The sequence below is a fragment of the Yeguia hominis genome, from assembly GCF_014384705.1.
In the GTDB taxonomy this organism is placed as follows: Bacteria; Bacillota; Clostridia; order Oscillospirales; family Acutalibacteraceae; genus Yeguia; species Yeguia hominis.
Genome location: NZ_JACRSN010000009.1, coordinates 17,601 through 32,046, shown reverse-complemented (window position 1 = coordinate 32,046; position 14,446 = coordinate 17,601). Strand labels below are relative to the sequence as shown.

The following is a 14,446-nucleotide window of genomic DNA, read 5'->3' as shown; positions in this document are numbered from 1 at the left end:
CGCTCCTCCTGTTTTCCTACAGATGGATTTTCCCAGAAAAATTCCGGAATACAATAGCACTAGTGTGATCTGCAAACAAAAAATTATACCTGTAATCCAGGTCTTTACCGCATAAATCCGACAAAACAAGCAACACTATCGGCAAATGGAAACCGGAGGGATTGTATGACCATTTCATTTGTCCGGACGCTGCTGCTCTATGTCCTCATTCTCATCGCTGTACGCCTTATGGGAAAACGGCAAATCAGCGAATTGCAAACCTCAGAGCTTGTTGTCACGCTGCTGATTTCTGATATTGCGGCAATTCCGATGCAGGATACCGGACAACCGCTTTCCAGCGGTGTCATTCCCATTGCGGTTTTGGTGATGTGCGAAATTGCCCTCTCTGTTTTCATGCTGAAAAATATGCGCTTTCGACGATTTGTTTGCGGAAAACCGATTGTCGTGATCGACGACGGAAAAATTGATCAGCGCGCCATGCGTGCACTGCGGATGAGCACCGAAGACCTCTCCGAGCAGCTTCGGCAGCACAATGTTTTCAGTCTACAGGATGTCGCCTATGCTATTATTGAAACCAATGGAAAAATGAGCGTCATTAAAAAGCCCGATCAGGAGTCCGCCACTGCAGGAATGCTGGGAATTGCGGTTCCGGAGCAGGGAATTGAGACGGTTGTCATCAGCGACGGAGAATTTTCCGATTTTTCAATTCAACTGTGCAACAAATCCCGCGCGTGGGTTGAGGGCGTCCTAAAAGGGAAAAACCTTCAGGTTTCAGACGTATTTCTGATGACCGCCAATACCGCCGGTGATTTTCAGATTATCAAGAAGGAGAAGAACGCATGAAACGGATCTGGGCATCAATTTTGATTCTGATCCTGCTGGTTGCCATCTGTACCGCAGGCGCACAGGTTTCCCATACGCGTACGGATCCCATCCTTTCCGCAATTGCAGATATTCAGGAGACCGTCCGGGAAGGCGACGATGCACGAGCACTTTCCATGAGCCTTATGCTGATCGATATGTGGGAGGAAAGTCATCACGTTTTATGCATGTACATGTCGCACAGCCGTCTGGAAGCTGTTGACGACACGCTTGCGGCATTGCCGGCGCTTATCCGCGGCGGGGAAACTGCGCAGTTTTCTGCAGAATGTGACCGCGCGGCAGCACAAATTCGCCAGCTGATTGTAACAGAAGAAATTTCAATTGAAAATATTCTTTAAAAGAAGGATTGAATTTTAAGCATGTATCGCGTTTCATATTGAAGTCAACGCGCTGTCTTGGTGGCCAAACATGTAGGCTCCCGATTGCAAACTCGCCATTTTTTGCGTGCTTCGCCTGTATACAATTCACGTTCTGCGAAGGCTGTATTCCATGATTCGACTTTTCAATCCCCCGTCTCGCGATTGAAATACAAATTTTTTTCTTCCTAATCGTGTAAATATTTGTTTTGGCGCAGCAAAAAACGGCCGCCCATCGGGCGGCCGCTCTATTTGTGTATCTTATTTGCTTTTGATAATCTTATTGAGCTCTTCCATGAACGTATTGATGTCTTTAAACTGGCGGTACACGGAAGCAAACCGTACATACGCAACCTCATCCGCATCCTTCAGTTTTTCCATCGCGTATGTTCCAATCAAGCTGGACGGAACCTCCCGATCCAAAGAATTCTGCAGTGTGGACTCGATGTCATCCACCATTTTTTCCAAGGCATCCACCGTTACCGGACGTTTTTCACAAGCACGCAGCAATCCGCGCATCAATTTGTTCCGGTCAAATGTTTCTCTGGACTTATCCTTCTTGATGACAATAATCGGAAGTGTCTCGATGATTTCATAGGTTGTAAAGCGTTTTCCGCATTTTAGGCACTCCCGCCGCCTGCGAATCCGCTCCCCCTCATCCGTAGGTCTGGAATCAATTACCTTGCTCTCACCGTAATTGCAAAAAGGGCATTTCAAAGCATTCCGCCCCCTTTCCTTTTTTTAAATTATAGCATGCTCAAAAACAACATACAAGAAAAAGTCCGGAAATTCCTCAAAAAAAGTGCTCTAAGCAGGTCTTTGCATCCATAATTTCGGATAATTCTCCAAAGTTTTTTTGATAAACCTCCAAAAGAATACAGCTGTTGTAAGAAAAGGATTGCAGCATTTTCCGAAGACGCTCGTAATCCATTATGCCGCGTCCGGGCAACAGGCAGTCCTCCTGCGGCGTGTTGTCATTGATGTGTACATGCACAAGCTGTTCGCCCATTGCACACAGCATTTCATATGGGTCTTTTCCTGCACGCACCGCTTGCTTAACATCAAACACAAACGCGCATTCTTCACCTAATGCAGCGCGCATCCGCTGAATAAACAGCGGACATTCGCTTCGAAAGCGATTGACATTTTCCTGCGCAACCGTAATGCCGTATTCCTGGCCCAATCGGTAAATGGCCACATACCGCGAAAAATATTCCTCTTCCGTAATGGTGCTGCGTTCCGGTTCACGTTCTCCATGCAAAACAAAAATTTTTGCTCCGAGCTGGTTTGCAGCGTCGAAATATCGCCGATATTTCTCAAGCGTATCCTCAAAGCGCCGGCGGTAGCTGCTGAAAAGCAGCATGGTTTCAAACCCGGAAGTAAACGGATGAATAGAAACAAACTCCCCGCCATTTGCCAAAGAACGGAGATGCTTCACAAAATCAGGCTCCAGCTCCCGAAAGGTATTAAAAAACACCTCATACGCCTGAAAACCCATCGGAACAAGTGTTTCCAAAGCGCGTTCTGTCTCCATGGGATAAAGACAGGCTGTCGAAATTCCAAGTTTCACCGCTACATCTCCCCGCAGCATCATTTTCTGTGCATCTACCCTGCATTATTTCCAGTATATCACAAAAAAATCCATGCTGTAAAGCAAAGCACACCAAAAATAAGCAGCCGCGGACTAGAACCGTGTCAAAAGGCATGTCTACAAAAGTATCTGCAAGCTGTCCTATTTCGTGCCACTTTTGTTTCTGCCGTCCGAAAATACCAACCAAAGCGGACGCCGGGGCAATGCAAGCAGAAACTGCATTCCGATTTTAAAATTTCCCGAATACCGCAATTCATGCGGCATACGGAATAGATTTGCCTGTCCAACATTTTCATTGAGATCCGTTAAAAGCTGCACTTCAAAAGTTATTCCCACGCGCTTTGCACGCATTGTGCCAATTATTTTATCTGGCTAAGCAAATTCTGCTGCTTCTAAATAATTCATTCTCGCCAAAGGGCAGGGTTCCACAAACCCTAGGGCGGGGGGATCGCAGGCTTTTCCTAAAGCGCGCGAAAAGGTGGAAGAAAAAATATCGTTCCATTCCATGCTCAATCGCCCGGAATTCCGAAATACCTCGCGCCAATGCAGAGAATATTGTACGATTCCGAATTTGTTTTTCTTGTAATTATCACAACGCGTTTCTCTGGCCTTTTTTTATCAACCAGCGCATTCTCATTTTTCTATGTGAAAGTGCCCGAACTTTTCCGCCGACAGAAACGCAAGAGCATTCTGAATAAAATACCATAAAGAAACGGTGCAGAAACCCAAGCTGGGTTCTGCACCGTTTGATGCGCACTTCTAATTGTGGATTCCGATCTTAGGAATGCCGAGCCGCTTTCCGGCTAGTCTTCTTTTTAAGAAGAATTCCTACGCACAAAGCGCTCGCTGCCACAACAAATCCAATCAGCCACAGTCCCAAATGCATTGTATCACCGGTTACCGGCTTTACAGGATCTTTCTGCAGCTTGTTGGTGATGGTGAATCCATCCTCGCTGTAAGACGCTTTGTAATTCTTCGGGACTTCCAGTTCCTTGACGCTATAGGAAACTTCCTGGCCATCTTTCTTCGCATCCAGATTTGCCCAAGTGTATTTCCAATCGCCATCCGCATTCAAAACAACCGGATCGCCGACCGCATCGCCATTCGCATAAAGCTGAACCTGAATGCTGTCCGGACGTTTTTTGTCAGCGTTATTGTTGTCGTCCCAAACCTTCGCGACCGTCTTCGCAACTGTTCCGGGTTTATGGGTATTGGTCAGCGTGAACGTCTCAGCAGAGAAGGAAGCCTCATATCCTTCCGGAACATCGATTTCTTCCACCGTATATTCGATCGCCTTGCCTTTTTCATTCACCGGCAGGTTCTCCCACGTATAAGACCAATCGCTCTGCGCACTCAGCGAAACGGCTTCTCCGACAGCGTTTCCATTCGCATAGAGCTGAACCGCAACACTCTCCGGACGAATCCGATCCTGGTCGTTGTTGTCATCCCAAACCTTTGTAATGGTCTTTGCTGTCGTTGCAGATTTATAGCTGTTCGTAATGTTAAATCCATCTACCGATACAACGTAGGGCAGCGGAACTTCCATTTCCTGTACCGTATACTCGATCGGCTCACCGTTATCGTTTGCAAAAAGGTCTTCCCAGGTATGGCTCCAGCCCGTTTCTGCACGCAGCTCGACCGGCTCGCTGACCTGATCGCCGTTGGCAAACAGCACAACGAGAATCCGATCCGGACGGATGCCATCACGGTTGTCGTCATCGTCCCAGATCTTCGTAACCGTCTTATCGACAGTTTCCACTTCATGCTTGTTGGTAATTGTCATACCGTTCACAGTGCTGGTATAGTTCGGATCAACTTCCGTTTCCTGCACCGTATACTGAATCGGCTGGCCGTTGCTGTTGGCCGGGAGATCGTTCCAGGTATAGGTCCAGTTACCGCTGTTGTCGATCATGTCCGCAGAAAGCGTTACCGGGGAACCATAGGCTTCACCGTCTGCATAAAGCTGCACGGAAATCGTTTCAGGACGGACACCGTCACGGTTACCATCATCGTCCCAGACTTTTGTGACCGTTTTCTCTACGGTTGCAATTTCATGTGTGTTGGTAATCACAAGGCTGTTCTGATCATACGAAGAATCATATCCATCGACATCCAATTCTTCTACCGTATAGGTTACCAGAACACCGTTCTTATAAGCCGGGAGGCCCTCCCAGGTATACGTCCAGTTGCCGTCATTGTCTATCTGATCCGCAGAGAGCTCTGCCGGATTTCCGTAAGCCTCTCCGTCAGCCAGAAGCTGGACACGGATGCTCGACGGACGAACGCCGTCACGGTTGCCATCATCGTCCCAGATCTTCGTAACCGTCAGTTTGTCAAGCAATTTCGACTCATTGTGAATTGCATCGCTGATGATGTCTGCAGTTGCAGCACCCCATGCCACTGTAATCGGCACGGTAACGCCATTATCCTGATATCCGTTCGGAACTGTCGTTTCTGTCAGTGTGTAGGTATGACCGGACGGAATTCCTTCCAATACCAGGTTGCCGTTTTCATCAAGAGTAGAAGTTGCCTGCATCGAAAAATCAGGATCATCCGCAGTTGTCAGCGTAAAGACTGCGCCTTCCACCAGTTCGCCGAAGGAGCCCTTCTTCAAAAGGCTGATGTCGCCGGTAAATCCGTTTACCGAAGGAATGTTGAAATATGCATAGTCCGCTGTCAGCTGCTCGGTTGCGCTTTCCAGCGTATAGTACAGGCTGGTTACGCCGTTTGTCGGATAGTACTGCGTATTTCCGCTTGCATCCTGTGCTTTAAATGCCGGATTCAGCGTATCGAGCTTCACCTGATAAGAAAGGGTGTACACATACTCTTTCTCGCCGGCAGAAAGATCTCTTACCGTATAACGTCCGCCTGCAGAGGATTTTTTCAAATCCCACTTTACGGTACGGCCGTTGTCCGCTGTAGCGAACTCATCCACGATATCCGAGGACGTGTTAAAGCCTTCAAAATTGACCATTGCACCCATCGGATCCGTTACCGTCCAAGCATTTGCTTTAAGCTGGATCCACTCGGAAATATTCTGGAAGTATTCTTCGAGCTTGTTTGCGTCTGTCGTGGAGAACGTCGTAAAGCCGACTCCGCTGAGCCAGGAGCCCGCGGATTCTCCAGCCCATTCACAATCGCGTTTGCATTGGAACGTATCGTTTCCGACATATACCGCATACGCCGAAATGTTTGCATTGTGGATAGCAGTCATCCACGGAACAATATTTTCATGAATTGTATGCAGGGACGAATTTCCCTGCTCCAAGAACGAACCATCATAAGTTCCATATCCGTTTCCGATCATGCCTTTTCCATTCGGGCAAACTCTGCTCATAGAGGTAATATCGGCAGCCGCGTTATTCTTGTCTACGCCATATGTCGGAAGCCCATCGGACAGCAAAACGATATTTTTATTGGAAATATCCTTGACATCGTCGGATTTGAGAATATTCTGCGCCAAAATCAGTCCGGCCTCGAGGTTGCTGCCGCCGTATGCCGAAATGCTCTGAATGGATGAGGTCAAGGTCTGGTTATTTGCCGTTGCCAGTGCGCTGGCATCCGTCCATGTCTGCTGGACCCTTGCACCATCCCGCCGTTCCCTCGTGTCGTTGCCGCTAAACACCACGATCGAGACTTTCCGTTGTACGCCGGAGTGCGTGCTTTTAAAGCTGTTGATAAACGTCTGCGCCGCACGTTTGGCATGGCCGATCTTTCCACCGCTATCCATGCTGCCGGAAACGTCAATCAGCAGCACTGCAGCAGCATCCGGAGACGTATTGATCTGTTCGATCTGCTCTTTGGTGACCACTTCCAGGTTGACGTCAAACAGGTTTTCTGTTCCCGTCTCGCTGAGTGTTTTATTCACCTTGACAAAGCCGTCCGCATAGGAAAGCTGCGTATTGCCTTCTGCAAGCGTCGGCGCCGCGTCGCTGTTAAATGCGCCGCTCGTCGTATCCGCTGCGTAATAATTTCCCTTTTGGCTTGCCTGCGCCGCCTGTGCCGCCGGCGCCGCAAACGGAATTACCGCTAAGAGGGTCAACAGGCACAAGGCAATTGACAATACCTTTTTCATTCGAGAGTTTCCTCCTTTTTAATCGGACTTGTTTCTATGCTATTATCTATACCACTTTCGGCACACATAAAAGCTCGAATTTTGACGTCCGACTTTCCCTTTATTGCAGTCCATTCCCATCCACAAGATGAACCAAGCAAATTATATCATAACCATCTCAAAATATCAATCTCCAGAATCCATAATTTTTTAATATTTGGTTAATTTTACGCTCACTAAATTCTAGATCCAGATCCAATCACCATCCGATAAAGCCGGGCTAAACACTTCCAGGTCGACCGATTCAGCTGGCCGGTAGCCGGCAGCCCCGCACGAACCTGCAGCCATCGAACTGCCGCAACCGATGCGGCATCGTGCAGGTTATTGCACTGGACAAGCGGCATAGAGGGAAAATACTCCCGAATTGCCAAAAGCATCCCGTGAATCATGAACAGGTTCTGATTGATCTCCTGTGCGCGAATCGCCTCTTTGGGCTGCAAAATCGGATGGATTGACTCTGCCGGCCCGATTTCCAGCACTGCCCGCCGGTACTCTTTGGCAATCACCGTCCAGGTATGAAAATCGGTCTCTCCGGTCATCGGCAACCCGTGCCGTTTTTGCAGAGCGGTTACACAGGCTGCCGTACTGTCTGCATAGATCCCATCCGGAATCACCGTCGGGATTTCCTCGGCATACTGGGAAATCATCCGCAGCATGGTCTGCAGGCTTCGTACCGGTTTGCCAACAAAATGAATCGGAATTGAAAATGCCATTTCTGCACCTCCTAATCGGTATCGCCGTACCGCAGCGTATTGCCCGGAAACTGTGTAAATCGCGTGGAATCCGCATACCGCATTTCCCCGGCAGCCCCAGCCAGCGCACTTCGTGTCTCCGCGTTGACCTGGCCGTTCACCGGAAGGCCGTATTGCTTTTGAAATTGCCGGATATTCTGGCGGGTCTCCGGATTATATTGACCGGTCAGCTGCTGGTCGGTCATGCCGGGAATGACATCCGCCAAATTGGAAATCTGTTTTTGCAGCTCCAAAATGGACGTGGCCGATGCAAGTTCCGGAAAGGGAAACCGTTCTCCGACCTCCTGCACAGCCAGAGCCGTTCCGGCATAGGTATTGTAAATCGCATCCCAATCCGCAGCACCGACCTCTCCCGTTTCCGGAAGCCCGGCCCACTTCTGAAAAGACAGCACCGAATTCTTTGTTGCGGCGTCAAATTCACTGCTGACCGAAAGCGGCGCAATCTGCGGATTAAATTCCGCAAGAACCGCTAACATATATTGCAGCAGCATCACTTTTTCGCCCCGATCCCCTTCTGTAATGGCATCTGGATACGCCCAGGAAATGTTTGTAAAAGTCTGCCCCTGGGAATTCAGCTCCGTAAGCTGCTGAACACCGACATAGAGTTTCACAAGCTGATACCAGGTTGCTTTTCCGGCAATTCCATCCACTGCCAGAGAAAAAATACCCTGGAAGCGGCGCACCGCGTCCGTTGTCGAGGGACCGAAAACACCGTCGACCGGTGAAATTTTCGGGATCGCCGGGTAGTTTTGCGAAATCCGGTTTAGAGAACTCTGAATGACGACGACATTGGGGCCGACGTCGCCTTCGCGCAGCGGCGATCCCGGGTAGGAATGAACCACATTCTGAACCGGCGCGTCTGTCACAAGTTCGATGTCCTCCCCATAATAGGTCTTAAGAATTTGCACAGAGTTATAGCCTTGCTGCGCCAGCTCTTCAGAACCCCATTGACTGAGCCCGTCACAGGTCGTTGTCGTTCCATTGCAGAATGCGGCAAACAGAGGTTCCACAAACCCTTGACGACGGATATAGTCGTTGAACAGTTCATCCACCAGGCGGCTGATATCTTCAAAAACATTGCGTCCATGAACATATGCCTGATCGTAAGCGGTGGAATTCGTGATATCGAAATTATAGCCGCGGCTTCGGTAGTATTCGGTATAAACGCGGTTTAACGCATAAGAAACCTGCGCCAGGATATTTGCCCGGAGCGCGCTTTCATTCCAGGTGGGATAAATCTCACTGGAAGCAACATTTTTGATGTAATCCGAAAAAGCGACCGTAACATTGGCGGCGCCGCTTGCCGGCGCGCCCAAATGAACCGTAATGGTTTCGGGAACATATGGCGTTACAATTGGCATCGTTTCATCTCCTCACAGCTGCTGCGGCGGAATTTCAAAAAATTCTGTTTGATCCTGAAGTTCCGGGAATTCATCCAGCGGAATCAGCTGCAGCTCCTGAATGGACACGATCCCGGAAAAAATCTGCACATCCCGCACCGCAATCCGTTCATAAAGCGCATGTTCCGCCATCAGGTACACCAGGGAAAACGGCCGCTTTTGGGACGGCGCCTGGCTGATGCTCAAATCCGGCGTCGGAATCGCAATGGAAGGCGTCTTTCCGCTTTCATCCGTAATCCAAACCGCCAGCAGTTCATACCGGCCGTCCGGCAACCTTTGGGTAACCGTAATGGTCACATCTTCTACCGGAATTCTCGCATTAGAGGTTACTGCCTTTGCAACCAGATATCCTTGCTCCGGCATCGCGCTTCACTCCTCTCTTGTGATCTTTTCCTTAATATATATCGCAAACTGCGGACGAAAATACCGCCTACCGGAATCTTTCCCGCGCAAATTAAAAAACGTGTACCGCTTTCGCCGTACACGTTTTCTTGATGAAGCAACCGCTGTTTTATTCTGCGCGATGTTCGCGATAATACCGGATGAGCGCCTGCGACCCCAAATCGCCAAGCCCCTGTGCGTCCAACTCGCCGCACGCCTTACAAACCTGCTCTAATACCGGAAGGCTGCCCGGCTCTCCCTGCGCACAGGCAAGACGCAAATCTTTCAACAGATGCTTGAGGAAAAATCCCGGCGCATCGTCTCCTGCAATCATTTTCGGCATCAGATTTTCCATCTGCCAGCTTCCGGCTGCACCTTTACAGATGCTTTCAAACGTTTTGTGCGGATCCAGTCCTGCGTGCTCTGCATAAGAGAGTGCCTCGCAAACACCGGCAAGCGCGCCGGAAATCGCGATCTGGTTTGCCATTTTCGTATGCTGACCTGCACCGGCCGGTCCCTCATAAACAATCGTTTTTCCCATCGCCGCAAAAAGCGGACGGCATTTTTCGAAATCCGCCGGATCTCCGCCCGCCATAATCGACAGCGTCGCATTCCGGGCGCCGGTGTCCCCTCCGGAAACCGGTGCATCCAGCACGTGCAGCCCGCGCGCGCTTCCCGCTTCCGCAATTCGAACTGCAAGGCGGGGGTCTGTTGTCGTCATGTCAATGAGATATGTCCCCGGGGCCGCAGCATCGAGGATTCCATTTTCGCCGAAATACACTTCCTCCACATCCTGCGGATACCCGACCATGGTAATCACTGCGTCCTTTCCGGATGCGCATGCACCGGCGGATGCGCACCAGGCCGCACCGGTTTTCTCGAGAAATGCCTGCGCGCGGGCCTTCGTTCTCGTATATACCGATACCGTAAATCCTGCTTTTATGAGATTTTCCGCCATGGAGGTTCCCATCAGGCCAATTCCGATAAATCCAACTGTTTTCAATTTGCAACACCCTTTCTCTGTACGAAACCATGCAGAGCGCCGCAGCCAACCGGCTACGGCGCTTTTGATTTGATCAGAGTAGATTTTTCAGTTCTCCGAGATGATCGATCACTTCCTCCGGAGAGACTTCTTCAAGCTGCTCTCGCGGAAATGTGGAGGCAATCGCAATGGTATGCATGCCCGCATTCTGTGCTGCACGGATCCCGTTGAGCGCATCTTCTACCACAACGCAGTCTGCAGGAGAAACCTGCAGCGCTTCCGCTGCATAAAGATAAACGTCCGGAAACGGCTTTTTCCGCTTCACATCGCTTCCTGTTACCAGCTCATCAAAAAAGTCCGCAGGAAGCCCCAACGCGGCAAGGTTGTACTCCACCTTAATCCGGTCGGCGCTGGACCCTACTGCAAGGCGGTATCCCTTTTTCTTTAAATACTGCAGCGTTGAAAGGACGTCTCCCGGTACCTTTGCATCTGTCCGGACACACGCGCCATAGAGCGCATAGGCCCGCGCCTTGTATTCCGGCTGATAGGAAAACCCGTATTTTTCTGCCGGTCCGCCGAGATAGCGCTCCTCACCGGCACCGACAAACGGTTCAAAATCCGCCGGTGCGGTTTCGATTCCAAATTCCCGCAACGCATCCATCGCGGCACGAAGCATTACGGCTTCGGAATCGATGAGAACCCCATCCATATCAAACAAAACTGCTCTTACATTCATTTTTCCGCGTTCCCTTCTTTTCCTGCTACAGAAAGTGAAACTTCTCCCCAAATAGCTGTATCAAAAAAAGAATACCTTTTTTCCGGAGTTCTGTCAACGGAGTTGCGCGGAAAGGGCCATCTTCTTTAATAAAGCCCGTCAACCAGCACCGGTTTTCCGTTCTCGGCAGATTCCATGATTTTCAGAATAGAAAGCGATGTATTGGCCGCGTCCCTGAGCGTAACGTGGAACTCCTCCCCCGTATAAAGCTGATCAATAAAACTTCTGATACTCTCATAGGCAAACCCGCGGCATTTTCCAAACACAAAATTCGAGACCAGCACATCCGGAACCACCGCCTGACGGTCATCCGCAATTTCCATCATACCATGGCTCGACGTATCGATATCGATTTTCCCGCGTTCCAACACCATATTAAACTTGATATCATTGATGCAACCGTTTCCGTTCGGATCAATCCAGCCGTTTTCCATCTGCGCAATTGCGCCGTTGCGGAACTTGATGGTCGTCTGATAGGCATCCGCAGTGTCAACACCTTCCGCACGCAAAACGCCTTCGTGTTTCACTGCATAGATCTCCGACGGCTCGCTCCCCATTAGCCAGCGCAGCGTATCCAGCGAATGACTGCCGAGAAACCAGAGGATCGAAGATTTTGCCGACCATTTGAGCAGATCTGTCGCAACCCATCGGATATCGTTCAGACGGAAATAAGCCGTACAAGGGTTCCCGTACTTTCCGGAATGGATGGCACTCCATGCGGCGTTAAACGGCGGGCTCCAGCGGTTGTGCAGATCCACCATCACGCGCACGCCATTCTGCGCAATCGCTTCCATCATGCGATCCACATCTTCTCTCGTCGTCGCAAGCGGCTTTTCGATCAGCATGTGCTTTTTGGCTTTCGCACACGCAACGGCAAGCTCTGCATGTAAAAAGTCGGGCGTGACAATGGCAACGGCATCCACATCCGCGTGCCGGAGCAGTTCGCGGTAATCCGTATACACGGCTTCCTGCGGAATGCCCAGCTTTGCCGCAGCTGCTTCTGCACTGGAACGGTTCAGATCACAAATTGCCGTCACCGACGCAAGCGGATGCTCTTTATAGATGCTGACATGCGTCTGCCCCCAGGTACCGCCAGCGCCGATGACCCCCATTTTAATTGGCTTCATACCATCTCCTCCTTGTTTCAAAACTGCTTCTCCTCAAGAAGAATGATAGTACAAAAGCCACCTTTATTCAATTAGCAAACTGTTAAAATTTTACAGTTTTTGTCTCTCCGACCGCCAGTTTGATTTTCTGGTATCCGCAGAGGTTCTTGTGCGGAATCCATTCGTACCGGAGCACGGAATACTCTGTCTCATACGGTCCGTTGTTTGTGACTTGCGCCGTCTTTTCGTCTGTCCATTCTTCTTTAATATCGCTGTACGTCAGACCATGGCCGAACGGATAGAGCGGCTCGCCCCTAAAGAACTTATAGGTCCGGTTTTCCATGGAATAATCACAGAACGGCGGCAGGTCGTCGTCGGAGCGGTAGAAGGTCACCGGAAGGCGTCCGCTCGGGCTTACTTTTCCGAACAGAATGTCCGCCAGCGCATGGCCGCCCTCCGCGCCGGGATAGAAGCACTGCAAAACAGCCCCGCATTTTTCGTCCTGCTCACAAAGCGCAACACAGCTTCCGCTGACATTGACAAATACCATCGGTTTTCCGACTGCTGCAATCGCACGGAACAGCTCCTGCTGGACCTCCGGCAGATCGATATTGGCTTTATCTCCCAAGTCCGCTGCATTCGGATTGTGCGCGTCTTCTTCGCCTTCCATCCGCGGGTCGAGACCCATACACAGAATGACGACATCTGCCCATTGCGCTGCAAGCACCGCTTCGCGCAGCGGATGCTCATTCCAGTCGCCGACACGCGGATCCCAGCCGCCGGTCATCGGATCCCACAGATGGCTGCCTCTTGCATACCGGACCTGTGCGTCGGTTCCTTCCTGAATACCGCGCAGCAGCGTCACATAGGACGAAGGTGTTCCGTTATAATTGCCCAGCAAAACATCTTTACTATCTGCATTCGGTCCGATTACGGCAATTTTTTTCTGTCCGCGCAGCGGCAGAAGTCCATCATTTTTCAGCAGCACAATGCTTTCCTGTGCCATTTTCCGATTCAGCTCCGTGTGCGCTTTGCACTCCACCACATCATACGGAATGGCGTCATACGGGCAGTCGTCGGAGAACATGCCCAGCCGGAAGCGCGCTTCAAACAGGCGTTCTACCGAGACGGTTACGGTTTCTTCGGTAACCAGACCGAGCGCCGCCGCTGTTTTGAGCCACTTGTAGGCGGTTCCGCAGTTGAGATCACAGCCATTATTCACCGCAAGCGCCGCGCTTTCTGCCTCGTTTGCCGTGATATGATGGAACTGGTTGATATCGCAGATTGCGCCGCAGTCCGACACGACATAACCGTCAAACCCAAATTCGCCGCGCAGAATTTTTTTCAGCAGGGTCTCGCTTGCACAGCAAGGTTCGCCGTTTGTCCGGCTGTATGCACCCATAACCGCAGAAGGCTGCGCGTGTTCAATGCAGTACCGGAATGCCCAGAGATAGGTTTCATACAGGTCCTTCTGTCCGACGGCCGCATTAAAGCTGTGGCGGTCTGCCTCCGGTCCGCTGTGTACGGCATAATGCTTGATCGTCGCGTCCACCTTGCGGTATTTTCCATCGCCCTGAAGGCCCTTAATAAAAGCGGTACCCATGGTGCCGGTCAGATACGGATCCTCGCCGTAAGTCTCATGTCCGCGGCCCCAGCGCGGATCCCGGAAAATATTGATGTTCGGCGACCAGAAATTCAAGCCGTGATACATCGGCGTCGTTCCGTACTGCTTTTTATATTCGTTGTATTTGCCGCGCGCTTCATCGGAAATTGCCGTCGCAACTTCATACATCCGATCCACATTAAAACTGGCGGCCATTCCGATCGCCTGCGGAAATACCGTTGCAGCGCCGGCGCGTGCGACACCGTGCAGACATTCGTTCCACCAGCTGTATGCGGGAACGCCCAAGCGCTCGATGGCCGGTGCATCGTGCTGCATCTGCGCAATTTTTTCTGCAAAGGTCATCTTGGAAACCAGCTCTTTTGCGGCTGCTTTAAAATCCATCGTTTTCTTCCTTTCTCCTGTTGTTTTTTTCATCATACGAAAGCAATTGCTTTCCGTCAAAGCTTTTCTTGCGAAAATATGGACTTCAGTTGCTTTTTCCTG

General features: G+C 50.5%; 12 protein-coding genes. 2 read left to right on the top strand and 10 right to left on the bottom strand.

The annotated features are described in order from the left end of the window. Positions 1 to 165: 165 nt before the first annotated feature. Together IAG03_RS07270 and IAG03_RS07265 are read left to right on the top strand one after the other, a co-directional pair. Positions 166 to 843: a DUF421 domain-containing protein gene (locus IAG03_RS07270; RefSeq protein ID WP_249319461.1), complete on the top strand. Its 678-nt coding sequence runs from the start codon at positions 166 to 168 to the stop codon at positions 841 to 843. Beyond that, on the top strand, positions 840 to 1,220 hold the full coding sequence (locus IAG03_RS07265; RefSeq protein ID WP_249319460.1) for a DUF4363 family protein: 381 nt from the start codon (positions 840 to 842) through the stop codon (positions 1,218 to 1,220). Before IAG03_RS07270 ends, IAG03_RS07265 begins: the two co-directional genes overlap by 4 nt. A 279-nt stretch (positions 1,221 to 1,499) precedes the next feature. On the opposite strand, the gene nrdR is transcribed toward IAG03_RS07265, so the two are convergent. The 10 genes from nrdR to IAG03_RS07215 form a co-directional block, all read right to left on the bottom strand. Beyond that, a complete protein-coding gene (nrdR, locus tag IAG03_RS07260; RefSeq protein WP_249319459.1) occupies positions 1,500 to 1,955 on the bottom strand; it encodes a transcriptional regulator NrdR in 456 nt (151 codons plus the stop codon). A gap of 76 nt (positions 1,956 to 2,031) precedes the next feature. Next, positions 2,032 to 2,808 (bottom strand): sugar phosphate isomerase/epimerase family protein, encoded by a 777-nt coding sequence (locus IAG03_RS07255; protein ID WP_249319458.1) that lies wholly within the window; start codon positions 2,806 to 2,808, stop codon positions 2,032 to 2,034. A 799-nt stretch (positions 2,809 to 3,607) separates the two neighbouring features. After that, positions 3,608 to 6,904 (bottom strand): Cna B-type domain-containing protein, encoded by a 3,297-nt coding sequence (locus IAG03_RS07250; protein WP_249319457.1) that lies wholly within the window; start codon positions 6,902 to 6,904, stop codon positions 3,608 to 3,610. Positions 6,905 to 7,119: 215 nt separating this feature from the next. Next, entirely contained in the window at positions 7,120 to 7,656 is a 537-nt protein-coding gene (locus IAG03_RS07245; RefSeq protein WP_249319456.1) for a peptidoglycan-binding domain-containing protein, read from the bottom strand. Positions 7,657 to 7,667: 11 nt separating this feature from the next. Beyond that, positions 7,668 to 9,056 (bottom strand): peptidoglycan-binding protein, encoded by a 1,389-nt coding sequence (locus IAG03_RS07240; protein WP_249319455.1) that lies wholly within the window; start codon positions 9,054 to 9,056, stop codon positions 7,668 to 7,670. A 12-nt stretch (positions 9,057 to 9,068) separates the two neighbouring features. After that, positions 9,069 to 9,458, bottom strand: a complete 390-nt coding sequence (locus tag IAG03_RS07235; protein WP_249319454.1) for a spore cortex-lytic protein — start codon at positions 9,456 to 9,458, stop codon at positions 9,069 to 9,071. Between the two features lie 148 nt (positions 9,459 to 9,606). Then, positions 9,607 to 10,479 carry an NAD(P)-dependent oxidoreductase gene (locus IAG03_RS07230; RefSeq protein ID WP_249319453.1) on the bottom strand — a complete coding sequence of 291 codons (873 nt, stop codon included), beginning with the start codon at positions 10,477 to 10,479 and terminating at the stop codon, positions 9,607 to 9,609. A gap of 73 nt (positions 10,480 to 10,552) precedes the next feature. Next, on the bottom strand, positions 10,553 to 11,194 hold the full coding sequence (locus IAG03_RS07225; protein ID WP_249319452.1) for an HAD family hydrolase: 642 nt from the start codon (positions 11,192 to 11,194) through the stop codon (positions 10,553 to 10,555). A 125-nt stretch (positions 11,195 to 11,319) separates the two neighbouring features. After that, positions 11,320 to 12,360 carry a Gfo/Idh/MocA family protein gene (locus IAG03_RS07220; RefSeq protein WP_249319451.1) on the bottom strand — a complete coding sequence of 347 codons (1,041 nt, stop codon included), beginning with the start codon at positions 12,358 to 12,360 and terminating at the stop codon, positions 11,320 to 11,322. An 82-nt stretch (positions 12,361 to 12,442) separates the two neighbouring features. Continuing rightward, a complete protein-coding gene (locus IAG03_RS07215) occupies positions 12,443 to 14,344 on the bottom strand; it encodes a glycoside hydrolase family 3 C-terminal domain-containing protein (RefSeq protein ID WP_249319450.1) in 1,902 nt (633 codons plus the stop codon). Between the last annotated feature and the right edge of the window lie 102 nt (positions 14,345 to 14,446).

What these genes read in the sequence shown, in the direction of transcription:
- IAG03_RS07240 (WP_249319455.1), bottom strand. Translation starts at nt 9,056, where the DNA reads ATGCCAATTGTAACGCCATATGTTCCCGAAACCATTACGGTTCATTTG.
- IAG03_RS07225 (WP_249319452.1), bottom strand. Translation starts at nt 11,194, where the DNA reads ATGAATGTAAGAGCAGTTTTGTTTGATATGGATGGGGTTCTCATCGAT.
- IAG03_RS07245 (WP_249319456.1), bottom strand. Translation starts at nt 7,656, where the DNA reads ATGGCATTTTCAATTCCGATTCATTTTGTTGGCAAACCGGTACGAAGC.
- IAG03_RS07220 (WP_249319451.1), bottom strand. Translation starts at nt 12,360, where the DNA reads ATGAAGCCAATTAAAATGGGGGTCATCGGCGCTGGCGGTACCTGGGGG.
- IAG03_RS07270 (WP_249319461.1), top strand. Translation starts at nt 166, where the DNA reads ATGACCATTTCATTTGTCCGGACGCTGCTGCTCTATGTCCTCATTCTC.
- IAG03_RS07250 (WP_249319457.1), bottom strand. Translation starts at nt 6,904, where the DNA reads ATGAAAAAGGTATTGTCAATTGCCTTGTGCCTGTTGACCCTCTTAGCG.
- IAG03_RS07215 (WP_249319450.1), bottom strand. Translation starts at nt 14,344, where the DNA reads ATGGATTTTAAAGCAGCCGCAAAAGAGCTGGTTTCCAAGATGACCTTT.
- IAG03_RS07265 (WP_249319460.1), top strand. Translation starts at nt 840, where the DNA reads ATGAAACGGATCTGGGCATCAATTTTGATTCTGATCCTGCTGGTTGCC.
- IAG03_RS07235 (WP_249319454.1), bottom strand. Translation starts at nt 9,458, where the DNA reads ATGCCGGAGCAAGGATATCTGGTTGCAAAGGCAGTAACCTCTAATGCG.